General features: G+C 44.1%; 18 protein-coding genes. 15 read left to right on the top strand and 3 right to left on the bottom strand.

Annotation, left to right across the window (positions count from 1 at the left end; genetic code table 11):
- Positions 1–28 precede the first annotated feature (28 nt).
- The 5 genes from L1077_RS19205 to L1077_RS19185 are packed head-to-tail and all read left to right on the top strand — an operon-like array spanning position 29 to position 6,865.
- Complete coding sequence (locus L1077_RS19205) at positions 29–2,068, top strand: Hint domain-containing protein (protein ID WP_237138539.1); 2,040 nt, start codon at positions 29–31, stop codon at positions 2,066–2,068.
- Between the two features lie 50 nt (positions 2,069–2,118).
- Complete coding sequence (locus L1077_RS19200) at positions 2,119–3,366, top strand: hypothetical protein (RefSeq protein WP_211036782.1); 1,248 nt, start codon at positions 2,119–2,121, stop codon at positions 3,364–3,366.
- 10 nt (positions 3,367–3,376) lie between these two features.
- On the top strand, positions 3,377–4,249 hold the full coding sequence (locus L1077_RS19195; RefSeq protein WP_237138538.1) for a GEVED domain-containing protein: 873 nt from the start codon (positions 3,377–3,379) through the stop codon (positions 4,247–4,249).
- Between the two features lie 11 nt (positions 4,250–4,260).
- Positions 4,261–5,739: an internalin gene (locus L1077_RS19190; protein ID WP_237138537.1), complete on the top strand. Its 1,479-nt coding sequence runs from the start codon at positions 4,261–4,263 to the stop codon at positions 5,737–5,739.
- 55 nt (positions 5,740–5,794) lie between these two features.
- Positions 5,795–6,865, top strand: coding sequence for a hypothetical protein (locus L1077_RS19185; RefSeq protein ID WP_237138536.1), 1,071 nt, complete (start codon positions 5,795–5,797; stop codon positions 6,863–6,865).
- A gap of 134 nt (positions 6,866–6,999) precedes the next feature.
- Here the strand turns inward: L1077_RS19185 and L1077_RS19180 are convergent, their stop codons facing one another.
- The gene (locus L1077_RS19180) at positions 7,000–9,582 is read right to left on the bottom strand and encodes a M4 family metallopeptidase (RefSeq protein ID WP_237138535.1); all 2,583 of its coding nucleotides are present in this window, start codon (positions 9,580–9,582) and stop codon (positions 7,000–7,002) included.
- Between the two features lie 397 nt (positions 9,583–9,979).
- On the opposite strand from L1077_RS19180, the gene L1077_RS19175 reads away from it, so the two are divergent.
- The 6 genes from L1077_RS19175 to L1077_RS19150 all read left to right on the top strand — a co-directional run bounded on the left by L1077_RS19175 (position 9,980) and on the right by L1077_RS19150 (position 16,452).
- Entirely contained in the window at positions 9,980–10,711 is a 732-nt protein-coding gene (locus L1077_RS19175; protein WP_237138534.1) for a PKD domain-containing protein, read from the top strand.
- 399 nt (positions 10,712–11,110) lie between these two features.
- Positions 11,111–12,658, top strand: a complete 1,548-nt coding sequence (leuA, locus tag L1077_RS19170) for a 2-isopropylmalate synthase (protein ID WP_237138533.1) — start codon at positions 11,111–11,113, stop codon at positions 12,656–12,658.
- Entirely contained in the window at positions 12,655–13,731 is a 1,077-nt protein-coding gene (gene leuB / locus L1077_RS19165) for a 3-isopropylmalate dehydrogenase (RefSeq protein WP_063361607.1), read from the top strand. Before leuA ends, leuB begins: the two co-directional genes overlap by 4 nt.
- 29 nt (positions 13,732–13,760) lie before the next feature.
- Positions 13,761–15,164, top strand: coding sequence for a 3-isopropylmalate dehydratase large subunit (gene leuC / locus L1077_RS19160; RefSeq protein ID WP_237138532.1), 1,404 nt, complete (start codon positions 13,761–13,763; stop codon positions 15,162–15,164).
- A complete protein-coding gene (gene leuD / locus L1077_RS19155) occupies positions 15,161–15,760 on the top strand; it encodes a 3-isopropylmalate dehydratase small subunit (RefSeq protein WP_237138531.1) in 600 nt (199 codons plus the stop codon). Before leuC ends, leuD begins: the two co-directional genes overlap by 4 nt.
- Before the next feature lie 89 nt (positions 15,761–15,849).
- Positions 15,850–16,452 carry a hypothetical protein gene (locus L1077_RS19150; protein ID WP_237138530.1) on the top strand — a complete coding sequence of 201 codons (603 nt, stop codon included), beginning with the start codon at positions 15,850–15,852 and terminating at the stop codon, positions 16,450–16,452.
- A 51-nt stretch (positions 16,453–16,503) separates the two neighbouring features.
- Here L1077_RS19150 and L1077_RS19145 read toward each other — a convergent pair whose 3' ends face one another.
- Positions 16,504–16,887: a hypothetical protein gene (locus tag L1077_RS19145; protein ID WP_237138529.1), complete on the bottom strand. Its 384-nt coding sequence runs from the start codon at positions 16,885–16,887 to the stop codon at positions 16,504–16,506.
- Positions 16,888–16,947: 60 nt separating this feature from the next.
- Here L1077_RS19145 and L1077_RS19140 point away from each other — a divergent pair, with 60 nt between their 5' ends.
- On the top strand, positions 16,948–17,406 hold the full coding sequence (locus L1077_RS19140) for a TerB family tellurite resistance protein (RefSeq protein ID WP_237138528.1): 459 nt from the start codon (positions 16,948–16,950) through the stop codon (positions 17,404–17,406).
- Here L1077_RS19140 and L1077_RS19135 read toward each other — a convergent pair.
- Complete coding sequence (locus L1077_RS19135) at positions 17,403–17,924, bottom strand: sigma-70 family RNA polymerase sigma factor (protein WP_237138527.1); 522 nt, start codon at positions 17,922–17,924, stop codon at positions 17,403–17,405. The two genes, L1077_RS19140 and L1077_RS19135, sit on opposite strands and share 4 nt — an antisense overlap.
- A 281-nt stretch (positions 17,925–18,205) precedes the next feature.
- On the opposite strand from L1077_RS19135, the gene L1077_RS19130 reads away from it, so the two are divergent.
- The 3 genes from L1077_RS19130 (at position 18,206) to L1077_RS19120 (ending at position 26,367) form a co-directional block, all read left to right on the top strand.
- A complete protein-coding gene (locus L1077_RS19130; protein ID WP_237138526.1) occupies positions 18,206–20,638 on the top strand; it encodes a penicillin acylase family protein in 2,433 nt (810 codons plus the stop codon).
- Positions 20,639–20,694: 56 nt separating this feature from the next.
- Positions 20,695–20,898 (top strand): MbtH family protein, encoded by a 204-nt coding sequence (locus tag L1077_RS19125; protein WP_039611504.1) that lies wholly within the window; start codon positions 20,695–20,697, stop codon positions 20,896–20,898.
- Between the two features lie 219 nt (positions 20,899–21,117).
- Positions 21,118–26,367 carry a non-ribosomal peptide synthetase gene (locus L1077_RS19120; protein WP_237138525.1) on the top strand — a complete coding sequence of 1,750 codons (5,250 nt, stop codon included), beginning with the start codon at positions 21,118–21,120 and terminating at the stop codon, positions 26,365–26,367.
- Positions 26,368–26,369 lie beyond the last annotated feature (2 nt).

The raw sequence follows: 26,369 nt of genomic DNA, 5'->3' as shown, positions 1-26,369 counted from the left end.
TAGTATCACCAATCAAAAAGGAAACTTTATGAAACTTGTTAGCCTAGCAGTGATTGCTGCTTTGGGAGGCGCATCATTTGTTGTTGATGCAGCACCTGTATCAGTTGAAAACCATAACATTCAAACACTTGTTCAACCTGATGTATCTTTGGGTGTTTATGATCAGGCATCCCAGCGTTTGGCACAGCATGGTATTAATGCAAAAAACCGCCCGCACTTATTTAAGATACTGCAAGCTACGCAGCTGAAGAATGCGCAGCAAAATGAAATGGGCATTGCTGCCGTGTCTGGCTTAGCGAACCCTGTGAATACAGAGTGTACAACAGAAAAAGTGTGCTCTTTTTTCACTGACATGGGTTTTAGAACGGCTGTAGATTCAAATAATAACGACTATGTCATTATTTCAGCGATTAACAGTGAGACGGCACCAACGACTTATACGTTTTTAGATCTGTCATTAGTAAATGAACATGGTGAACCCATTACGATTCCGCGTTTTATTGAGTACTTTGACGATAAAGGCGAAACAAAAAAACGCATGGATATTACTTCTGTTGGCAGAGTGAACGATATAATCGCTAAGCTGATAGCAGCTGAAAAAATTTATGCAAATGCCTATGCAATTGTGACCTACATTAATGCTAGCGGTGTAGAAGTGGCGGAAACAAAGCAAATGTCTGCGGAGTACTCTAAAGACACACTGCTTGCCGATTTAGGTTATGTGAGAACTTCAGTCAGTGGCCAAGGTGATGAAATGTCTATTGGTGGTTATGGCTCTGATGCTGAAATGAATATCTTACCTGCAAGTGATTACAGCAAAATTGGGGCAAAGCTACTGGAAAAAGACGTAACAGCCCCGGTCGATCTTAAAGAAATCAATGAGACTGATCCGACGAAAAACCGCATTAAAGTGTGCTTAAACCGTCGTTATAATGACTGTGATATTGATGCTTACTACGATCCAGGTACGCCTAATGATCAAATCAAAGCGGTAGTACCTTTTACAGGGTTTAGAGATGTGATGGGTCGTGTTACCAAGATTTATCGTCCTGATTGGTCTACAAAAAATGTAACTTTTGATGGCAATGGTAATCCATCTTATACGATTGACCCTAAAGGCGAGAGACCGGTAGAGCTTTATCATGGCACAGAGATCTTTATTCAAACCAAAGAACTTGGTGGTGCGACAGCACTAGGTGGCGGTTATCAGGGCTCAAGTCATCTATTTTCTGATCATATCAACTTAAAGTACTTCACTAAGAAAATAGGTCCAAGAACGTTCGATATGACTCGTATTTCGTGGAATATTCCTAGATCTAAAGGTATTTTCGGCGATGCGCGACTTTATGGTCGTTATGAAGACGCACACTGGATCATGAATCTGTCAATTGAAACAGAAGAGACGCGCGGTAACAGCAAACTGAAAAGAAGATACTCGTATGTCGTTGGTAGTGCAGATATGCCAGATGATCAATCTTGGAAAGATATCGAGCATCCACCGCTACAAATGGTATTTAGTTGTCTAGCAAAAGGCTCGATGATCAAACTTGCCAATGGTAAAGAGCTGCCAATTGAGCAGTTGCGTGTTGGTGATACTGTGTTGGGTGCGAGTCAATATGCGCCAAACGTTCATTTACCTCTTGAAATCAAAGATGTTTCTATCGGCTCTGAAAGTCAGCCAATGATTAAGTTAATCACTGAATCTGGTAAAGAACTCTTGTTGACTGAATCTCACCCTGTTGTCACGCAATCAGGTGTATCTTCTTGGGCAAATAAAGTGCAAGTGGGCGACCGCATTCGCACGGCATCTGGACTTGAGTTGATCACGAATGTTGAAGAGCAGAAGTACAACGATCATGTTTATAACCTGAAGTTGGCAAGAACAGCTGATGATCCTAATCATAACCCTGGCGAAACTTTCTCTATGTTTGCAAATGGACTGCAAGTGGGTGATTTAGCAATGCAAACAGACAATGAGTTTGAAGAGGTTGTTGAAACAGAGCAAGAGATCCTTAAACGCATTCCTGAAGCATGGCATAAAGATTACCTAAATAGCCTCAATAAGTAGGATACAAACTAGCAGAGGTCGACTTCGGCCTCTTCACGGAGTGAAAACAAATGAAAAAACATAATTTCATTAGCCTTGCGCTGGTTTTATCTGCAGTTCCAGCCACGGCTCAAGTATCAGATTCCCCACAGACACTAAGTGAATTAAAAGCTTTATCAAATGAGACAAAGAGCATTGATTTAGTACCGCTTGGGACCGCCTATCAAAGCAAAGGGGATGTTTTATTAGGGCTTCAATCTGTGCAGGGCACAGCCGTTGAACACTTGGGTAATACCAATATCGATTTTCGAGTTGGTGTAGATTTGAGTTATGAGCAAGCACTGAAGCTGATTGATGGCAAAGTAGATGCTGGCTTTAAGTTTCCTGCTGTGCGTGTTGATGCTGGGGCAAACTATGCCAAAGATATCAGTGCGGATAGATACACAGGTACCTACAGCGTGTATTCATCAGTGAAGCCCAAGTCGCGTATTTTGATGCCAACAGGTGAAGATGGGTATCAACCAACACAGGCAGCAAAAGAATTGGCGCAAGCATATCCTGGCAATAAGGCTGCCAATTTAGGAGATGGCTTTGTTCAAGGGTTTGCTTACGGTTCAAATGTGGTTATCAATATGAAAATTGAATACCGCAATGAAGAAGATAAGCGAAAAATTGGTGGCTATCTGAGTGTTGATTGGATAGGTACAGTTAAAGTCGATGGTAAATTACAAAAGATTGATGAAGAAAAGCGTCAGTCGGTAAAAATTTCGATCAGTGGTTATCAAAGTGGCGGCGATCCTAACCGTCTGTTAAATATTATTCCCAATGGCATCATGCGCTGTACTTTGCTCAATCCAGAGCCTTGTTTTAATTTATTTGAAGCTGCAGTCAATTATTTGAAGACAGATTACATCAATCAGTTTGATACGTTGGATGATTACAACATCACTGAGAGCTATATCACTAAGTACCTAGATTCAGGAGCAGGCTTACAGCAATTGATCCCTGATGCAGGTTACACTCCAGTGAACTATTTGACTAAGTTAGTGATTAAAGAGCTGACTTCACGTTGGATAGAAGAGCGTTTGACTTATCGCCGAGCGAAAAATTTACAGCGTTATTATGCAGCACAATTTTCACCTGAGCAGTTAAATCAACTTCAGCAAATAGAAACTTCAAGTCGTGCAAATGCCAACTTGTTTGCTGATATGGTTGATTATTGTGAGCGCAATCCTGAAGGCAACTATTGCATCGATTACGAGTCTGGCAACCTTGCCTACTACCGTGATTACAGTGCGATCAGCGACGTATTAAAGTAAGGACACCATTATGAAAAAGCTAACTATGAGAACATATGTTTCTTCACTCGCGCTTGCTTCATCACTACTTTCTGGTGCTGCTTTTGCGCAGACACCGGCTGATGAGCTGATCCAAAATGCCAAATACAGCGAGCTGGGCGATATGCTCACTACCACACAGGCGCAAGGGCGCTATGCATGGCTGAAAAAATGCTATGACGGCTTGTTGGTCGAGATGTGGGAGCAGATGTTTGATACCAGAGACATTATTCCAAAAGAACAAAAGTTACAGCAGCTTAAAGAGCTATGGCTATCGCAAGCCAAAGTCGCAGCTGGACAAGCACAGTACGTGACTTTTGCGAATGAAGACTTTACCAACCCATATGAATGGACTGCAGGAACAAGTGAAAATCAAGCGTGTACTTTAATGCCGCCTGAGTATCAACCCGTTGCTCTAAAAACCGCTGTTTTGAAACACCAGTACTGTGAAAATACCAGCTTTGGTAGTGAATGGGAGTGGATTGAAGGCGTGACAGTGGAAGAGTTTGAGCATGCCTCAGGCTCACATAAACACACTATGGTGTCAGGTAAAGTAGTGACTTTCCCTGCGAACCGTGCGGTGAAAGTCAGTGTCACACCGGGCAGTATTATACCTGAGTATCCATCCTATGTGGCACTGCGCGTTTGGGTTGATTGGAACCATAATGGCGTGTTTGATGCCAATGAAATGATGCACTCATCTGCGTCAGATGGTGTTTTCCAGTTTGTATTTAATGTGCCAAAAGATGTCCCGGACGGGGTAACCATGATGCGTGTTGCACTTGATGCAGGTGGTGGTTCTGATAATGCATGTCGACGCATTCAGTATGGCGAAGTTGAAGACTATCTGATCACAGTTCGTTAAGGAAAGATGATATGAAACCTATTTATTTATCAGTTATTGCGATGGCATTAACTGGGCAAAGCGTCGCAGCACAGACATCCGCTTCAGATGTTTCAAGCTCAAACTTATCAGGCTCTGTGATCTCAGGACTAATTAACGATCATGTTGCGATTGGTACGGCGTATGACAGTCAAAAGAAGCGTTTTCTCAATGTGCAGCCGGTATCTGGGGTGGTTGATGAAACCTTTGGTAACACAGAACTTAAGTTTAAAACCGGTATAGATATGAGCTACGATGACATGCTCAATACGCTAAACGGCAGCGTGGATGTTGATGTCAATTTTCCTGTTGTGCGCGTATCTGCGGGTGCCTCTTTAGCAAAAGAAATGGCGTCTAGCACGTATTCCAGTTCGTATACTTTCAGTGCGGCAAGCACACCTAAAAAGCGTTTGTTCTTGCCTAAAAATCAAAATCAGGGCTTTGTGTTGTCACAAGTGGGTAATGACATTGCGAACAATCACCAGACCAAACTTCAGACCTTGGTGGGCGATGAGTTTGTCACTGGCGTTGAATACGGCGCCAATGTATTGGTGAATTTAAAAATCGATTACGGTAGTAACAAAGATAAGTCTGACATTGGCGGTTATTTAGATGTCGATTTATATGGTGGCGTATTTAATGTTGGCGGACAGCTGAGATATTTGAAGGATGAAACTAAATCTTCGGTAAAAATCACCGTGCGTGCAGTACAGCAAGGGGGGGATCCGAAACAATTGTTGAGCATTATTCCAAACAATATCATTACCTGTTCTTTGGATAATCCAAAGCCATGTTTTGATATGTTTTATGAAGCGGTTAAATATGCAAAAACTGGCTTCAATTCACAGTTGAACAGCTTGAGCGATTATAACGTTGTGCGTTATTACACCACGCGCTATGAGAACTCATCACTGGCACTGCGCGGCTTAGTCCCTGAGTACCAAATTGTGCGAAATGCGACTAAGTGGTTGACGACTGAGCTTGAGGATGACTTTAAGCAAGCGATTTTGGATGAGCAACGCGCTGACAAACTACTCAATAGTTATTATGCGTATTTACCGGAAACGCAGCGTATTGCCGTTGAGCGCATTAAGAATTTAGCTTACGACAATGCGTGGTTTTTCTTCAATGCAGCACAGTTTTGCCGCGATAACCCGTTTGGGTATGCGTGTGAAAACAAAGTGCAAGAAATGAAGAATGCCTGTGTACAGCGCGGTAAAGCTTGCCCTGCAAGTTATAACGTAACGGACTTACAGCTGCCAAGTACTGATCAGCAAGACTGGAAACAGTGTGAGTTAGCCAGACAAGAAGCTGTCAGGGCTGGTGTGGTCACTGAAGAAGAAAGTGCACGTTTTCGTAATTTACGTTGGGCACCTACCTTTATTGAAGCCACAGCACCTGCGCGCGGGATTTTAAACTGGCGTTTATGTGAAGGTGCACTTAGCACTTATGGCAATGCCTTTGCCCAATAATCTGAAGAAAGCCGTATAGCCTTTTGGCCTATACGGCTTGTTTCAAGGAGCGGATATGAAAATCTACTTGGCAGCCATTGCCACGTTGTTGTCTTGTGTTGCTCACGGCAAGGTGTATTACAGTGAAAAAGTAAAAACAACAGACTTGGGCAAGACCTTCAATCTCAATACGCACACAGTTGGGCAACCCTGTTTGCAGGGAGATGTTCAATACCATTCAAATTTATCGGGCAGTCTAAACTATTTTCAAAGGGTGGATGAAACTCTGATCCGGCGACGCACTTTTGGTGAAGTACACGGCGGGATCAATCTATTTATTATTGCGGGCAGTGTGTCCACTTCAATGACACATCGCAATGCAACAGACAGTTTATCTTTGACATCACAGTTACACCTGAAATTTGATGAAGGCTATAGCACACTTGAAGATCGTGGACTGATCAATGGCATTAATATTGGCGATTGCGGGCATAGTTTTGTTTATCAAGTGAATTATGGACGTGATTTGTTCGTCAATACGCGCCTTCACTTCAAGACGGTAGAAGACTACAAACGGTTTGTGATCAAGATAAAAATTAGGCTGTTGTTTTTTAAAAAGACCATTACCAAAGTGAAAGAAATTGAGAAGTACGCAGAAAGCGCGGTGTTTAGTGTTGATGTAAATTCGAATGGTCCACTACCAGAGAAGTTGCAAAAACAGCTCAATGAGCGCCCCACTTATTGTCGAGGCAGTAACATTAGCCCTTGTTTAGAGACCTTACACGAGTTGGTGTCGTACAGCTTTGACAATAATGGTTTGGTGAAAGACCTCGCTTCATTGGAAAAAGTACCGCGCAGTTTTGTTGTTAAAGGCTTTCAAGACTCTGGTCACTATGGTGCGCAGGATTGGATTATGGCGAACAATCAGGAAGCTGATGAAGCGACATGGCGAAAAGCGGATAGTCATTATGGTCAGGCTGTTCGTGAATTAGAGCGTGCCAAAGCATTTTTAACCGTGGCGACAGAGGGTGAGTTAGCTCAGGCGCAGCTGCGTTATGATCAGGCTTTAATCAAGCTTACTGATGCACAGGCACTCAAATCACGTTGTTTTGAAAAGCCTTGGTTGTCAGAGTGTGCAAGTTTATAAAATTGTCACTAGTTAACAGGCTTATCAGCATCTATTTCCTTGTTTCATATAGTAAACCCCTCAGATATAAGGGGCTTACTATTGTTCTTTGGTATAAGAGGTAGCAAAGCCCCTTTTGTTGTTAGGTGATTGGGTTAACTGCTAGGCGCTATATTGGTGAATTTAACGTTATTATTCTCTAGGATTGTGTATTCAAAATCAGTGGAGGTAGGTTCTACAGTGTGGCGCGTCAGCACTTTTAAATCGACAATTTGCCCATTTCTTAAATAGCCACATGTTTCAAAGTGCTCATACTGTTCACCGGCAACGACTCTTAATATCGTTTTGCCAGGGCGCACTTGATTGTCAATTGTAAATGTTATTTGACCGTTTGATACGGAAGCATCTCGAGTGAGTATTTCATCGGCACTGAAAGTACCATCATAGTTGCTGTCTAGCAGCACTGAGATAGCTTTTCCGTTTAGTTCCTCACCAACTACGAGGCTGTTGTGTGCATCGCGGTTTACTGTGGCTGCCTCTGCGGATACCGATTGATAGCTGTGGTTCGTCAGGTCAAAAGCTGTCTCATTTAAGCTCACGTTAGAAGACAACAAGATATTTGGTTGATGAATAATGGGGGCACAACTGCCGTAATTTTTACTGAAGTAATGCCTAGCAGCATAAAGTTGGGTATTGTCTTGCTTTGTTATTGTGAGCTCAAACACATTGAGCGCATCAGTCGCAATGGCTTTTTTGTGTGTTAGAAAAGGATGTATGGCTTGTGCACTATCATGTGACCAAGAGTCAGAATGACCATCTCCCCAGCTGATATCGATTTGTGCTATTTCACTGACAGGAATCGCTGTTAGATTGAATGCAATCTCGTCATATTGTGCTACCACGTCTAAATCAAAGGTGGATTTATTGGAATTCTGAGCGGTTAGGCCGACCGACACAAGCACGTTATCGACATCGCTTTGTGCTTGTTCTGCGGTGCGATTGACATTGAAATTTGATGCTTGGGAAATCAAGCAAAATGCGGCATCATCTAGGCTGGCATTGCTTGGAAGACATTCAACATTGGCTTTTATAAAGAGCTTAAAGGCTTCTTCAACAGTCCAGTTTTTTGATTTGACTAGTTCATAATATGCCTTTCTAAAGAGACCCGCGATATTATAGTGAGACTCTCCTGATTGACGCTCGGATAGGTGGTCTAAGCCTTTTCCGTCGGCAGAAGGCAGTGCAAAATATCTGCCTGCAATATCGGCGTTGAACACATCCCAGGCATACCACCACTTTCTGTCTTTTAATGCATTACCATTATCAGATGTTTGATCCAAAAACGCTTGAGATGCAGAGTAGCTGCCACTCATCCCAGATTGAAAGTAGTCAAGTACAGCAATACTGGCTATATCTGAAAATGCTTCATTAAATGCACCTGCTTCTCCATTGCCCTCAAGGCCGCTATTCCAATAGGTTATAGCATGGGCAGATTCATGGGCAATGAGGCTTAAGGTGGTATGGGAATAGGTGGTTGCCCCACCATTGCCTGTGCCATAATTCGTATAGGTGTCGTCCCAAAAAGCTTGTTGAGATCCCAATGAGTCGTTGCTAACACGCTGCATTAACTGCTTAATGCAATAGCCTGATTCACTGCAGTCATTAACCTGTGTGGGGTAGAGCTGTGCGAAAAGTTTATGGTAATACTGCATGACTAAGCCACCATAAAAGTGTGCGTCATTAATGCCTGAGTAGCTGAAGTGATGCCAATAAAAGTCGTCTATTTTAGTTTTATCAAAGTGCTCTGTACCAGTGCTGCAATCGAACGAGAAGGCTGCATTTTTATCGACAGGGTAGTCAATGGTTTTAACATATTGATTTTCATAGAAGCATTCGGTGCCTACTTTTTTCACAATGAAAGGGTAGCCGCCAAACTCCCTGAAGATCAGGGGGATGTTTTGTGTATTGTCGTGAAAAATGAGCTCGGTACTTGGCGTGGAGTCTTGATTAAATTGGTAGCTAAGGCAGTTTGTCATACTGGCAAGACTTGGTGAATAACACACTGCACCGACTTTCTCATTACCACCTATACCACCTGCAGCGACATACTCTGCATTTTCCGGCATCAGATTATCAACTGCGCTCTTCTTTTCGAGCAATTGCAAAGTAGCGGCATTAAAGTGTCGCTCTTCGATTTTATTGCTGTATTTTACTCGCACTAAAAGTGTGGGAATAAGGCTCCCTTTCCAAGCTTTATATACCTTTTTGAAAGTAAAGCTTTCGGGGTTCCCCGTAGCTTTTAATGTCCGCTCAATTCTTACGTAGAAATGTTCATCATCAAGCTGAAAAATTTTATCACTAATAAGTTGGCTTGAATTATTTAAAGAGATGAGCTGACCTAAACCTTGGGTAATTTTTTCGTGATTATTGATGAGAACAAATTTGGCACCGATAATTGGGTAGCCATTAAAGTAAGATTGATAATGTTCATATTTTATTTTCTCGCCTTTTACTTTAATGAGTCGGTGTTCTAAAGCATTGAGTGTGTTGAGTTCTGTTTGCGTGTTTGTATTTTGTATTGTTGAATAAGTTGATGTGAGTATTGCGTTCGAAGTAGACGAATTCCATAGATATGTCTGATTAATTAAAGGCTTGAATTCGACAGCTTGGACGCTTCCAGCTCCAATTAAAGATAAACCGACCATTCCCAAAGTGACAGGGAAACCACCAATGCGCATTTGTATCTCCTTTTACGAATTTAATAAAAAATGCTCTACAGTCATTCTGTAGAGTTTAAAAACATTAAAATCCGCTTCCTTACAGTATTTTTGATTGTATAATAATTGATCTGGCATCATGCTAAATTAAAATTTTTAGAAAGTAAATTAAAGCAATATGAATGATTTCAATTATGGTATTAAGTTGAGGTTATTTGTATGATTTATAGGGTTATTTTTTGTTATTAGGTGGGTGGCTATAAAGTGGGTAAAAATAAACTCACTATACCTAGTTCAATATTATTTTAATTATAAAAAATAATATTTATGACTTTGTTGTTTTAATGCCAGTGGCTTTGTATGTAAATATAGAGTGGCATGATGAAATATAATTAAATTTAGCAATTGGAATAAATTCATGGAATGGAAAATAAGGAAGATACTGGCTGTTGTATGTTGTTTAAGTGCTCAGCATGCTATAGCGGAAGATAGCCTAGGCTATTTTTGGGACTTTGGAGATGGAACAGTTTCACATCTTGCGGAGCCTGAGCATCAATATGACAGGGTCGGAATATACACAGTTAAAAGGGAAGTTTATCAAAATGGCACCTTGGTGATGAACAGTGAAAAGGTGGTTGATTTGGTCACCCCAAAGATTGAAGGTCTGGACATTGTCTTATCTCAATTAATCACTGTAGAAGAGCAAACTAAGCTTGTTGCAAAGCTCACTTCAAGTGAGCCGTTGGACTCCATTAGGTACCAATGGTATTTAAATGGACAGTCACTTGGTGATCCAAAAGACGACTCAGCCTTGGATTATATTTTCGATGACGTTGGCACGCATGAATTGACGTTAAATGTATTGTGGCAGCAGATACTTGTAAAGTCACTTTCTGTTGAGGTTGCGGTAACCTCCAGTGATGATGACGGCTCAGACGGTGGTGACAAAGACCCAGGCGATGGTGACAAAGACCCCGGCGGTGGTGACAAAGACCCAGACGATGGTGACGGCGATGGCGATACACCATCAGATAGTGATAACACCGATAACACTGCCAGTCACCGTGGTGAGCAAAGCAGCGGAGGAGGCAGCTTAGGTATTGTGAGCTTGCTCGGTTTATTATGCTTTGCCTTTCGAAGACGAAAATAAATTAGAAAAGCCGCCTTTTTGGCGGTTTTTTTATACACAATATTTAATCTACCCATAAGCGAAGTTTGTAGGCTCTCTTCATATTTATTTTCATTTCAATGCATTGTTTAACCTGTTTTTCAGGTTTTTTTGGTGGTTTTGTTTTTAAATTCTGATATTTATTCAGTGTTATTGAAAAATTTATGCTTGATCTGTGCTTTTTGGACGTGCTAAAACATAGTTAATACATCAACAGGTACGATTGCTCACAATGAAAAACATCATGTTACTGACAACTTTGCTTAACCTCTTACTGATTAATTTAGATAAGGGCGGGGCTTAGTTGCGTGTATGAGCAACCAGATAGCAAACCCCGCCAACGAGCGGGGTTTTTTATTTTGCGCGAGCGAGGAAATAGGAATGCAGGACAAGGTTTGGATTTTTGATACAACGTTAAGGGATGGCGAGCAAGCACTGAAAGCGAGCTTGACAGAAGAAGATAAGATTCAGTTAGCGCATACCATAAGTCGACTGAATGTCGATGTGATGGAAGTGGGCTTTCCAGTGTCGAGTCCTGCTGACTTCAGAGCTGTTCAGCGTATTGCGCATGAAGTAAAGGGGCCTGTTATCTGTGGCTTGGCTCGTGCAATGCCAAAAGATATTGAAGCCTGTGGATTGGCGTTACAAGGGGCTGAGCGACCTCGCATTCATACCTTTATCGCGACTAGTCCACTGCATTTAGAGCATAAATTACGTAAATCTCTAGACGACGTCATCGATATGGCGGAGCGCTCAATCAGGCAAGCTTTAAAATATACCGATGATGTTGAGTTTTCTTGTGAAGATGCTGGTCGTACGCCATATGCTGACTTATGTAAGGTGGTTGAGCGCGCTATCAAAGCGGGGGCGACGACTATCAATATACCTGACACAGTGGGCTACACCACGCCTGATGAGTTTTCAGCCATTATTCACCATCTGCGTAACAACGTGCCAAATATTGATAAAGCAAGATTGAGTGTGCATTGCCACAATGATCTTGGTTTAGCGGTTTCAAATTCGATTGCCGCCGTGCAAGCAGGCGCGAGACAGATTGAATGTACTATCAACGGCATTGGGGAGCGTGCAGGGAATTGTTCACTGGAAGAAGTGGCGATGATCATGAAAATGCGTGAAGACCATTTAAAAGTACATACAGATATTCGCAGTGAAGAAATTTATCGCGCGTCTCGTCAAGTAGCGACAATTTGCAATATGCCGGTACAGCCAAATAAGGCCATTGTGGGTGAAAACGCGTTTGCGCACAGTTCCGGTATTCACCAAGACGGCGTTTTAAAAGCGCAAAATACCTATGAAATTATGGCACCAGACATGGTCGGCGTGCCGAATAACCAACTAAACATGACCTCTCGTTCTGGCAGACACGTCATCGAACACCGCTTATCAGAGCTGGGTTATCAATCACATGACTACGATATGGACCAGCTTTATACCAGCTTTTTGGAGCTGGCGGATCAGAAAGGCACTGTGTATGACTACGACCTAGAGGCCATGATTTATTTTAATAAACTTGCCGAACAAGATGAGTTTTACCAGTTACAGTTTGTTAATGCATCTTCTAATTCTCAGTCCATTGCCAGTGCGACTGTGGGCATGAGCCTTGGCGGTGAACTCATTCAAGAAGCGGCGACAGGCAATGGCCCAGTCGAAGCTGCATTTTTAGCGATTGAGCGGATCACAGGTCAAGCTGTAGAGATGATTGAATATAACCTAGAGGCGACAGGTCAAGGAGCAAGCTCACTTGGCCAGGTGAACATCATTGCAAAATGTGATGGTCGCCAATATCACGGCGCAGGTCTTGCTGCAGATGTCGTTGAAGCATCAGCGCGAGCCATGATCCGTGTTTACAACTTAATCGATAGGGCGCGAAAAGTGTCTAACCTTAAACAACAAAGGAAAGCAGGATGAGTCAAAAAAGTTATCAAGTCGCAGTCTTGGCAGGCGATGGCATAGGCCCTGAGGTAATGGCTGCTGCCCAGCGTGTGCTTGAACGCGTGAGTGAAGAATTTGCGTTTCAATTAAATTTGGTTCATCAAGCCATTGGCGGCGCTGCAATCGATGAATTTGGTGAGGCATTACCAGCACATACATTGTCCGCATGTGAGCAAGCCGATGCAATCTTGTTTGGCTCTGTAGGGGGACCAAAATGGGCTGATTTACCACCGGAAAAACAGCCGGAGCGTGCATCTTTATTACCACTTAGAAAGCACTTTGGCCTATTTTGTAATCTTAGGCCTGCGCAGCTTTTACCGGCCCTGAGCGCGGCATCGCCACTGCGTGAAGACATCAGTGCACAAGGGTTTGACATTTTATGTGTGCGAGAGCTAACAGGTGGGATCTACTTTGGTGAAAAGGGCCGTCAAGGCAGTGGTGACAGTGAGTTTGCTTTCGATACACAAAAGTACAGCCGTAAAGAAATTGAGCGCATTGCACGTTTTGCTTTTGATGCCGCACGTTTACGTCGTAATCATGTTACATCGGTTGATAAATCAAATGTTTTAGCATCCAGTGTATTGTGGCGAGAGGTCGTGATTGAAGTCAGCCAAGATTATCCTGATGTCACGCTTGAGCATATCTATATCGATAATGCTGCGATGCAGTTGGTGAAGCAACCTAGCCAGTTTGATGTGCTTTTATGTGACAATTTGTTTGGCGATATATTGTCTGATGAATGCGCCATGATAACCGGCTCTATGGGGCTACTACCGTCGGCGAGTTTAAATCAGTCTGGGTTTGGTTTGTATGAACCTGCTGGTGGATCTGCCCCTGATATTGCAGGCAAAGGCATTGCAAATCCAATCGCACAAATCTTAAGTGCCGCTTTAATGTTGCGTTATTCACTGGGTGAAGATGAGGCAGCCAGACGCATTGAAAAAGCCGTCGCAGAAGCCGTTGCACAAGGGGTGGGCACACCAGATATTTATCCACAAGCTGGGTATACCACGCAAGATGTTGCGCAAGCGATAGTTGATCGCATTTAAGATTCGTTTTTAAAGGAAGGATGTAGCAAGTGGCACAGACTTTATACGATAAGATTTGGCAATCCCATGTGGTTGCGCAAATTAATGAACAGACAGATTTACTGTATATCGACAGGCATTTAGTGCATGAGGTGACGTCCCCGCAAGCATTTGCCGGTCTGAGAGAGAAAAACCGTCCAGTACGTTGTCCAGAAAAAACTTTTGCGACTATGGATCACAACGTATCAACCAAAAGCCGTTCGATTGATGCAGCCAGTGAAGTGAGCAAAAATCAACTTCAAGCGCTGGCAAATAATTGTGCTGAATTTGGTGTCGAGCTTTATGATTTGGAATCGATTAATCAGGGGATTGTTCATGTCATGGGGCCTGAACAAGGGATCACATTACCCGGCACAACCATAGTATGTGGTGATAGCCATACGTCGACCCATGGTGCTTTTGGGGCATTAGCACATGGTATCGGTACCTCAGAAGTAGAGCATGTTTTGGCAACGCAAACACTGCAGCAGAAAAAAGCGAAGTCACTCAAAATCCAGATCAATGGTGTACTGCGACCAACCGTCACCGCAAAAGACTTAATTATGGCCGTGATCGGTGAGCTCGGCACTGCTGGTGGCACTGGATATGTCGCAGAGTTTTGCGGCACTGCCATCGAAGCTTTGTCGATGGAGTCACGTATGACGCTTTGCAACATGAGCATAGAGATGGGCGCAAAGGCCGGTCTAATTGCCCCTGATGAGATAACTTATGCCTATTTGCAAGGGCGTCCTTTTGCACCAAAAGATGACGATTTCACTCACGCTGTTGCGTATTGGAAAACGCTGCATTCAGATGAGGGTGCGCAGTTTGATCGCGTGGTTGAAATGGATGCTGAAGACATTCAGCCTCAGGTGACGTGGGGCACGAGCCCCGAGCAAGTGATTGGCATTGATGAGTTGATACCAAATCCGGATGAAGAGCAAGATCTTATCAAAGCTGACTCCATGCGATCAGCACTGCGTTATATGGGGCTCGAAGCTGGGCAGAGGTTATCTGATGCTAAAGTTGACACGGTATTCATTGGCTCTTGTACCAATAGCCGCATTGAAGACTTACGCGCTGCCGCAAAAATAGTTGAAGGTAAGAAAGTCGCTCAAGGTGTAGAAGCGCTGATAGTACCGGGCTCTGGTTTAGTAAAACAACAGGCTGAGCAAGAAGGGCTGGCTGATATTTTCGTGGCTGCGGGCTTTGAATGGCGTGAACCGGGTTGCTCTATGTGCCTGGCCATGAATGACGATAGATTAGGTGCTGGCAAACGCTGTGCATCCACGTCGAATCGTAACTTTGAAGGCCGACAGGGTCGGGGTGGACGAACTCATTTGGTTAGTCCGGCAATGGCGGCTGCGGCGGCAATCGCAGGTCGATTTACAGATATCCGAGGAGCGCAAAGATGAGCAAGTATCATAGTGGGTTAATGGCGCCATTGGATAAAAACAACGTTGATACTGACCAAATTATCCCTAAGCAATTTTTAACGTCAACGAGTCGAGATGGTTTTGATAAAGCACTTTTTTACGATTGGAGATATTTAGACAGTGGCGAGCCTGATCCAGAGTTTGTGCTGAATTTTGAGCGCTATCAAGGTGCTACGGTCTTATTGACTCGGGACAACTTTGGCTGCGGTTCGTCTCGAGAGCATGCGCCTTGGGCACTTAAGCAATATGGCTTTAGTGTGATCTTGGCAGAAAGCTTTGCAGATATTTTCTTCAATAATTGTGGCAACAATCAGATGCTTTGCGTGGCATTGCCTGCTGAGGTGTTAGATGGTTTATTTGCGGTGTGTGAGGCGCATCCGCAAGTGCACATAGAGATTGATCTTGAAAACCAAGTGATCTGTAGCGAGCACTTTGCCGATATTCCTTTTGAGGTCCGTTCGGATATCAAGGCAAGGTTACTCAGTGGTTTAGATTTTATTGGAGAAACAGAGCAGCTTAATCACTATATTGATGCCTTTGAGCAAAAGCTGCAGACTGCAAGGCCGTGGCAATGATTCTCGACTTCTAAACCAACCATCGCATTTTTTTGCCATTATGCCAAAGGCGTTCTAGTCTTTGGCTTTTCATATTTAGGAACATTTCGATGAATAAGTTTACAGCTTCTTTATTAGCTGCTGCGACCGTAATCGCCAGTAGTGCTGCTATCGCTCGCCCTGCGCCACTTGTCTCTATTCCAACTCATGATGCTTTTTTTGATAAAATAAAAGCGCATTGTGGAAAAGCATATGAAGGCAAAGTGACATTAGATAATCAGGGCCCTAGCGCATTTAGCGAAGAGCGGCTGGTTATGCATGTTCGTCGTTGTAACGAACGTGAGTTGCAAGTTCCATTTCATGTTGGTAAAGATGCGTCGCGCACTTGGATCATTACAAAAACAGGCAGCGGTCTGAGTCTTAAACACGACCATCGCCATAAAGATGGTAGTGATGATAAATCGACTATGTATGGTGGCCACACTGTCGATGCCGGTTTTGACAATGTGCAATCATTCCCAGCTGATCAATATTCAAAAGAGCTGTTCATTAAGCATGCTATCCCACAATCAATGGGGAATACATGGCAGATGTTTATTTATGATGACAAGTTTACTTACCGCTTGATACGTCAAGGACGTGAGTTTAGAGTTGACTTCGATTTAACAAAGCCTGTTAAAGCGCCAAAAGCGCCATGGGGATATCAAGACTAATCTTGTTATCATTAACCAGCATCCCATACTTGGATGCTGGTCTTGATTAGGTTATTTTTCTTCCTTTATACACTTAACTTCGACGCGCAGATCGGGCTGATATGGGCGAGGGTAAGTTGGTAAACGGTCAAACTTTTGTACACCTCCATGCAATAATATTTGTGGTTTAGTACCACGACACAATGATTGGCTGTGACGCAATAAAAACACACTTTGTTGCAAAAAATGCGCGTAGGAATCCGATTTTATCTGTAAGTAATAATGGTCATCGTTATACTTAATTTGTTCGTAATGTACTTTGTGATCAAAATCATAGTACTTTTCGGTAGCACCGATTTTATTTGGCGTAAAGTTACAGGCACTGAGCAAGCTAAGTGATATAATTGTGAGCATTTTTACGGCGACATTATTCGTTAAAGTATTGCGAGGCTGCATATTTACAATCAAACCATTGAAAGAGCATTTATTTACTAATTGTATCAAAAGGGGCGACAATTGTTAGAACGTATAAGGCTATTTTTATCTAAATTGGACTCTCAGTCTGAGCATCCTGCGCCAGTCGATTTTGCGACTGCTTTAGGTGCCTTGATGGTTGAAGTGATGAGAGCAGATAATGACATTGCGCCAGATGAGTTAAAAATGATAACTAAATTGTTGCAGCAGCATTGTCAGTTATCAGCTGATAGCAGTGACTTAATTTGCTCTGAGGCGCAGAAATTGGTTGATGAAGCGATAGATTTACATCGATTTGTGAAAGTCGTTAATGATAACACCAGTGAAGAAGCGCGTATTGAAGTGATTGAGCTACTGTGGATGGTCGCATTTGCAGATGGTAAGTTAGACCCACAAGAGGACTATACTGTGCGTAAATTAGCTAGTTTGATGTATGTAGCGCATGGCGACTTTATCGCCGCCAAGCTCAATGTCAAGAATGCTTTGGGTTTACCTGATTAGTGAGCAACAGCACCTGCTTGCAGTTCATTTTGACAAGATTGAATCGCTTCTTTAATCATAAAATTCACTAACGTCGGTGAAATATGGTACATCTTGGCAATTTCTTTCTGCTTTAAGCGTCCGTCGCGGTAAAAACTGACCACGTTTTGATGGCGTTTAGATAGTTTGCCAATGGTGCTGTTTACCTTGTCTGACAGTTGCGCATCAATATACTTTTCTTCAAGATTTGAGCTCTCATCATCAAACTGTTCAGTTTGAATAGACTCTAAATCCACTAAAGACTCTCGAGTTTGTTTTCGGATCATATCAATGGCAATGTTTCTCGCAACTTGATAGCAATAGCTTTTGGTATTTTTGACCTGACAATCTTGGCATTTAGACATACCTGACAAGCGTAAAAATGTATCTTGTAGGGCATCCTCGGCCAGATATGGGCAGCGTAAGATGTTATTCAAATAAGCCAGTAATTTTGCCTCATTCTCAGCAATCACTTTAGACCACTTGTTGCACAGCTGCACTGTATTCACTCCTATTTGTCTTGAAAGTTGATCCGTAATAGATAATGCGAATTATTATCACTATTATGTTATTTTGATCTTCTATTAACAGTCAAGTGTTTTATGCGGCTTTGATAATTAAACGAAAATTAACTGTGAATTAAATTTGGTTCTTTTTGTTTAACTTTAATTGCTTATTTTGCAACAAATAATCTTGTTATTTTCTTTGGTTTTTTGCGGTTTGTATCGTCTTGAGTGCACGGGTTTAAATTTTCGAAGCGTTTAAGAACTTAAGGAAAGTTATGAAGTTAAAATCTACATTAGTACCAATTTTGGCGGCATGTGCCATAACTGGTATTCATTTCGGCGCAGAGGCGAGTACGTCGTCAATGAGTCTGAGCGAAGATGTCAAGATCACGCGTACCGAGCATGGTATTCCGCATATTCAGGCGAAATCTTTATTTGGCTTAGGCTATGGTAATGCGTATGCCCAAGCACAAGATCATGCTTGTATTTTGGCGGATGGTTATGTGCGTGTTAAAGGCGAGCGAGCCAAGTATTTGGGTCCACATAAAAACGGTCAAGATAATTTTTTTGTAAGCCTAGATTTAGGCTATAAAATTATTGACTTACGCGGTCGAGTTGAGCGTGAATATGCCAATCTTTCAGCAGATACACGAGCACTGGCAGAGGGTTTTGCAGCGGGTTATAACCAGTATCTACAAGATGTAAATCTGGGTAAAGCGACATTGGCGCCAGCATGTGATGGTAAAGCGTGGGTGAAGCCGATTGAAGGCGTAGATGTGGTTGCATCGGTATTAGCGTCTGCAGTTCAAAATAGCATTGGCCGTTTATTGGTACAAATTCTTCAAGCAAACCCGGGTACAGGCACAGAGTGGCTGCCAGTGATTGCGAAGCAAGAAAGGGAGGATTCACAGCCTTGGTTAATGGCAAACAACACAAATTATAAGCCAAAGCAACTTACACAGGGCTCAAATGGTTGGGCATTGGGTCATGAAGTGACTGACAATGGCCGCGGTTTATTACTTGCAAATCCGCACTTCCCGTTTAATGGTAACCTGAGATTTTGGGCTAACCATGCCAGTGTAGAAGGTGACTTTAGCACTATGGGTGCGTCAGTGGTGGGTGTACCGGGGATTGTGAATATCGGTTTTAACCAAAACATTGCTTGGACACATACCTACTCAGCTGCACGTCATGAAGTCATCTATCAGCTTGAGCTAAACCCTACAAACCCGCTGCAATATAAATTTGATGGCCAATGGCAAGATATTGAGAAGAAACAGGTTAATGTTGATGTGTTAACGCCTATGGGCGTGATCACCATGAAGAAAGACTACTTCACAACGCCAATTGGGTATGTGCTTGAAGATCAGAAAAACTTCAAGTGGGATGATAAAAATGCCTATGTTGTGCGCGATACCAACTTAAATAATTTGGAAGGTATTGACCACTGGTTGGCAATGAACCGCGCTAATAACCTAGATGAGTTCATCGATACTTTTAAAACGCTAGATGGTTTGGCGTTTAACAATACCCTTGTGGCAGATAATCAAGGTGAAGTGTTTTACATCGATGATTCTAACGTGCCGGATTTACCTGCGATGGGTGAAGAGCTGCTGCGTTCACATCCGGTGATTTCACAAGTGTATAAAAACACGCGTATGGCTGTTTTACCGGGTACTAGCAGTGCATTGGTCTACCAGCAAGAAGTCCCTTATGAACGTGCCCCCAAATTACGCCGTCAAGATTACGTACAAAATGCCAATAATTCATACTGGTTAACGAACCTAAATGAAAAACTGACTGGCTACTCGCCGTTGTATGGCCATACTGATTATAAGCAAACACGTCGTACGCGTTACAACTTAAACTTACTGCGTTTTGCCCGCGGTGCAGATGGTAAATTTGACCGTCATGAATTAGAAAGCATCGTCACAGGTACCAGTGCGTCGTTTGAACTTTACAAACCAACTGTGATGGCTGCATGTGCATTTTATGCAGGTCAAACACTTAAAGTGACTGATACTTTAAGTATGCCTGTCGATCCAGCATGTCGTGCATTTGCAAAATGGGATGGCAAATTTAATGCAAGCTCGGTGTCTGCGCCACTTGCAAAAGAGTTCTTTAGCTTATTGGAAGATGAAGACTTACTAGTGCAATTTAATCCAGCATTTCCTGCTGTGACACCAAGTATTGTCAAAGCTGACAAAGCTACCTTGGTTAAGTTATTGGCTGCAAGTAAGCACCTTGAAAATGCAGGCTTCGCCATTGATGCACCATTGGGTGAGTTGCAGTATTTGCAAAAGGGTGACCGCCGCATCCCTTGGCCAGGCGCGGAGCACAACAGTGGTGGCTTTAATATTTACTCAACAACCAATGCGATGGATCTGACCTCGTTTGCACCACAGTTAGCACCGCCGTTAAAAGAAGTGTTAAACGAAAATTGGACAGTGAGCACTGGCTTGAGTACAGATGGTTATCCAATCAACTATGGCTCTAGTTGGATGATGGTAGTCGGCTTCGATCAGCACGGTCCGCAAGCCCGTGGTCTGTTGACTTACTCACAAAGTAATAATCCGAATTCACCACACTTCTCTGATGCCAGTGAGCACTATGCTGCAGGCAAAGGATTGATTGATTTGCCGTACACAGATGCACAGATCAAGCAAAATAAAGTCAGTGAAATCACTCTTAGCGTGAAAAAAGACTAAAAATCCTAGACTGTCGCGCGTCACAGTGGCGACAGTCTAATTTTTGGAAAAATGTGATGAGCTTTGACAACGAAAATGGCACTTTTAAAGTAATCATTAACCACGAAGAACAATACTCTTTATGGCCGAGTTATAAGACGATACCCGGTGGCTGGCAAGACACAGGTGTTAGTGGCGATAAAGCAACTTGCCTTGAACATATCAAAACCCATTGGACTGATATGCGCCCGTTAAGCTTACGCCAAGCTATGGCGCAATAGGTCAGGCCAATAAGTGAAATTGAGTAAGATAATCAGTGAGTTAGGTAAGCCCACACACTGACATTACAGACTCAACTATCACGTCACATTGCGATCAGGCGGACTCCCGCCATAAAACACTCAATTACTTAAGCGCATTAATCATTCTCTCGACATAGTGTGAGCGGTAAAAGCACCAAACACGATGCGCATTGCTAGTTATATCTCATGGAGTAAATCATGAACGCCATTACCATCATGGATCATTTAGCGCAGCATGTTGCGCAGCAGCCAGACAAAACGGCGCTGGTATGTGTTGATAAAAAAGCACACACACCATGGAGCTATGGAGAGCTGTATGCACAGAGCTTAATGGTGGCCAGCCATTTAAAAAATCATGTTGTGGCAGGCGACAGAGCGCTGATCTTGATGGATACCGGTATTGAGTACGTGACCAGCTTTTTAGCTTGTCAGTATTTAGGTGTGACTGCCATTCCGAGCTTTCCACCAGAGTCGACCAAAGCCCAGCATATTGCGCGTACTGTGGGCATTGCAGAAGATTCAGAAGCGGCACTTGTGCTAACAACAGCACGCTATACTGCCACCGTCGAGGCATTGGTTGAGCAAGTCCATGGCAGTAAAATGCTGGTGATTGACGAGTTTTGTGAGCAAATTGAAGACGTTGAGCGCTACTGTGCTAAAAGTGATGACATTGCATTTTTACAATATACCTCAGGCTCAACGGCCAAACCCAAAGGGGTAATGGTCAGCCATGGCAACTTGATTGCCAATGAAAAAGCCATTGCCGAAGGCATTAAAAGCAGCCCAAATGATACTTCTGTAAGCTGGCTACCACTGTTCCATGATATGGGCTTGATTGGTGGGTTATTACAGCCGATTTACTCGGGCTTTAAATTGATCTTGTGCTCACCGCGTTATTTTATGGAGCGCCCAGCACGCTGGTTGCAGCTGATTTCCGAATATCGCGCAACCATCAGTGGCGGTCCTGATTTTTCTTATCGTCTGTGTATTGAGCGCATTAAAGATAAGCAAATTGCAGATATTGACTTGAGCAGTTTACGGGTGTTTTTCTCCGGCGCAGAACCCATTCGTCACGATACTTTACTGAATTTTGCCGACAAATATGCAGCGCAAGGTTTCGATAGTAACGCGCTTTACCCTTGCTATGGTCTTGCCGAAGGCACTTTATTTGTGACTGGCAGTATTCCTGCACAGGGCGCGGTTATCAAGGCATTTGATAATCAAGCCTTGGCATCGGGTAAAGCAGTGTATCAGCAAGTTGCCGATACCCGTGATACTGAAGAATATGGCCACCAAGTGGGGTGCGGCATATCAGCCAGTGAACACCAAGTGCGCATCACCTGCTCATCCAGTTTTGATGAAGTTGCAGAGGGCGGCATTGGTGAGGTCTGGGCGAGCGGTCCAAGCATTGCACTGGGGTATTGGCGCAATGATAAAGCCACACAAGAGACATTTGTTGAGCACGCTGGCAAACGCTGGCTGCGCACAGGGGATGTTGGTTACATACATGATGGTCAACTTTACATCTCTGGTCGCCAAAAAGATTTGATCATCATGAATGGTCACAATGTTTATCCACAAGATATTGAGCGCGCAATTGAAGGCGCCATCAGCTTTGTGCGTCAAGGCCGTGTCTCAGCATTTCCGGTACCAAGCGAAGAAAGCGGTGAAGGCATAGGTATTGCCATTGAAACTGCCAATGTGTATCGCAATGAGGTGCCAGCGCAACAAAGCGCAAAAATTATCAGAGATTTTATCATTGAGCAATTTGGTCATTGCCCTGAGTTGGTGGTGTTATTAAACCAAGGCGGATTGCCAAAAACTTCCAGCGGTAAATTACAGCGCAGCGCGTGCATGAAATTACTCAATGAGGAAAAGCTGGCGACCTACGGAGTATTTAACCTAACACAATTACAGCAGCTATCTATCAGCCATGGCGGTGAAGATCAGCAAGGCTGGGATACCCTCACACATACCTTGGCTGAGTTATGGCAAGAAGTGCTTCGCTACCCTGTGAACAGCAATGATGCCGATTTTTTTGCTTTAGGTGGCAGCTCAATTAAGGCCGCTTTGCTACTGGCAAAAGTACAAGAGACATGCGAGTGCCAAATTGATCCGACAGCGGTATTTGCTGCGCATAAATTTGCTGATTTTTGTCAGCTAGTACGAGAGAGTATCAATACCAAAGCACATCAAGTGGCGATCCCTGCACTGGCCCAAACCGCTTATCCACTGAGTGCACAGCAACAAAGACAATTGTTCTTATGGCAACTTGAGCCTACGAGTAGCGCATATCATATTGGCGCCAGCCTAACGCTGCATGGGGATGTCATCGACACGCACTTACAAACTGCGCTAAAACAGGTGTTAGAGCAGCAAGGCGCCTTGCGACATGCGTATGTGAAAGATCAAAACGGACAGTGGCTGCAGCGCTTAACCGAGCAGCAGCTGAACTGGCAGTCGCTTGATGTTACTGGGCAGTCTGACGCGGAGATTACAGCATGGATTGAGGCATTTTATCAGCAACCATTTGCGCTGGAAAAAGGCGAAAACTTCAGAGCTGCACTGTTAAAGCGCGCAGAAGGTCGCTTTGAGTTGGTACTAGTGATGCACCATATCGCCAGTGATGCGTGGAGTTTTGACCTTCTCCTTGCGGATATTAGCCGCACTTATCAGTCGCTTGCTGAGGGTAAGACGTTAACTCACGTACCGCAGACGATTAATTATGGTGATTTCGCCGCTTGGCAGCAGCAGTGGCTATCCAGCGCCGATGCGCAAAGTCAGCTAGTGTACTGGCAGCAACTGTTGCAAGACAGTGATGATGAAGAGTTACTGACGCCGCAGCATATCAGGCAACCTAACGGCCCTGCGCCGATGCAAAGTCAAACACTGCAACTGTCTTATCAAGAGGTTGAACAGCTTCAAGCGCTTGCTCATCGCCATGGCGCAAGTTTATTCATGTTATTACTCAGTAGCTTGCAAGTATTTTTCTACCGCTATGCTGGCAAACGCACGCCGCGCATTGGCGTGCCAGTGGCGAATCGCCGCTATTGCGAGTTGCATCCTTTGGTGGGTTTTTTCATCAATACTCTGGTGCAGCGCAATACACTCTCTGCCCAGCAAAGTTTTGTTGAGGTGTTAGCGGCAACCAAAGAGCAGGTGATTGCAGCACAACAAAATCAGGATTTACCGTTTGAAAAATTAGTTGAAGCACTCAACCCAGACCGAAGCCTAGGGCAAAACCCGCTATTTCAAGTGATGTTTAACCACCTTGAACAGGACGTACAGCAGTCGCTTGACTTGCCTGGCGTTGCGGTGGATAAAGTCGCGGCACTGCAATCGCAAGCTCAGTTTGATTTGAGCATAGACTCGCGTTTGTTAAATGATGGTGCCTTATTATTGGAGTTCCAATATAACGCAGCCCTATTTGATACTGAATATATGCAATCGGTGGTGCTTGCCTTCAAAACTGTATTGCGCAATGCGGTGGCAGAGCCGACGACAGCGATAGGCAATTTAGCAACCCATACGCAAAAAACACAGGCGATCGCGCAAGGCCTTGGCGCTGTGGTGACATTACCGGATATACCTTGGTTAGATGCCATCAGTGAGATTACGCAAAAAGCACCTGCGCGTACTGCGGTGATTTATAACGATCAGCACTACAGCTATGAGTGGCTTGAGCAGACTTCAAACCGCCTAGCTCATGGCTTAGTGGCAAAAGGTTTAAGCACAGAATCTGTCGTTGGTGTGATGCAAAGCAGAAAGCCACTGATGCTGGCCAGTACGTTGGCATGTCTTAAAGCGGGGGCCGCTTATTTGCCGCTCGATAAGCAATTCCCTGCGGATAAGTTGCAGCATATGCTCACTGACAGTGGCTGCCAAGCCATACTCAGTGATGACACCGAACTGGCGGTATCATTTGACGGTATGTTATTGTCGCCACAAACCCTTTTGGGTGAGCAGCATCTCAATACGGGTGTGCCAGCAGTAACACGCCATTGTCAGCAAACCGCATACCTCAATTATACTTCTGGCTCGACTGGTAAAGCCAAAGGCGTTGCCATTGAGTTAGGCGCATTGTCTCGTTACATCGAGTCGGCCAAGCAGTTTATCAACTTACAAGCGGATGATGTCGTGCTGCAATTTGCCACAGCGAACTTTGACGCGTTTGTTGAGCAGCTCTTCCCAACCTGGGCCGTGGGCGCTGCGGTATTACTGCGCGGCGATGCCTTGTGGGATGCTGATACCCTTTATCAGCAGGCACAAAAGCATGATGTTGCGGTAATGGATTTAAGCGCTGCGTATTGGCGCAGTATCAGCGCCAGTTGGGCACGCAAAGCACAGCAAGCCGCGCTTGGCTTACCTAAATTAAGACAAGTTCACTCAGGTGGCGAAGCCATGTCTGTGGCGGGTATTCAAGATTGGCAAAATACCGGCTTGTCGCAGGTACGATTACTTAACACCTATGGCCCGACTGAAATCGTCGTCGAAGCCGCAATCCACCCTTGCCAAGATTTTGCTACTCATGGCCAAGAGAGTCAGTCAGTACCGCTGGGTCATGCCTTGGCCGGACGTAAGCTGTATATCCTTGATGATAACTTGGAGATAGTCCCCAATGGTCAAGTGGGTCAGTTGTTTGTTGGCGGTGATATTTTAGCGCGTGGCTATTGGGCACAGCCTGAAATGACGGCGACACGTTTTATTGCGGATCCATTTAGCGATGATGGCGCGCGTATGTATGCCACTGGCGATATGGTCAGCTGGCAAGGTGATGCCTTGATGTACCACGGACGTAACGACCATCAGGTAAAAATTCGTGGTTTTCGTGTTGAGCTAGGTGAAATTGAGCAGCACTTGAGCCAATTACCTGATGTTGACATGGCCGTTGTGGTCACGGAGCAGCAAGCGCATGGGCTGGGTTTAATCGCTTACATTCAAAGTGGTCAATACAGCGATGCAGGATTCGCCGATAAGCTAAAAAGGGCGCTGGGTGAGCGCATGCCCGCATACATGGTGCCTAGCGATATTCTGGTGCTGGAAAAACTGCCGATAAATGCCAGCGGCAAGTTGGAGCGCAAACAGCTTCCTAAAATTGAGCGTGTGGTTAAAGCCGTAGAGCTTGCGCAAAATGATACTGAGCGCGCCATTGCCGAGATCTGGCAAAAACATCTCAAAACTCCAGATATCGATCGACACGCTAACTTCTTTGATGTTGGCGGGCACTCGCTATTACTGATGGCGGTGTATGAAGAGCTGAAACTTCAGTATCCAAATTTACAAATGACAGAGTTGTTTGCGCATCCAAGTATTGCCAGCTTGGCGACATTGCTTGGCGGTGCGCAGTCAAACACAGCCCCTGTTACCCCTAAAAAACCAAGTGGCGCGAAACAAAAACGCGGCATGGGCGCGATTGCCGCGCGTAAAAGAAAAGCAAGAGAATCTTAATC

The organism is Pseudoalteromonas luteoviolacea (assembly GCF_021654285.1).
GTDB classification, from domain to species: domain Bacteria; phylum Pseudomonadota; class Gammaproteobacteria; order Enterobacterales; family Alteromonadaceae; genus Pseudoalteromonas; species Pseudoalteromonas luteoviolacea_J.
The sequence above is the reverse complement of the archived record's forward strand: the minus strand, read 5'-3'. Positions and strand labels throughout refer to the sequence as shown.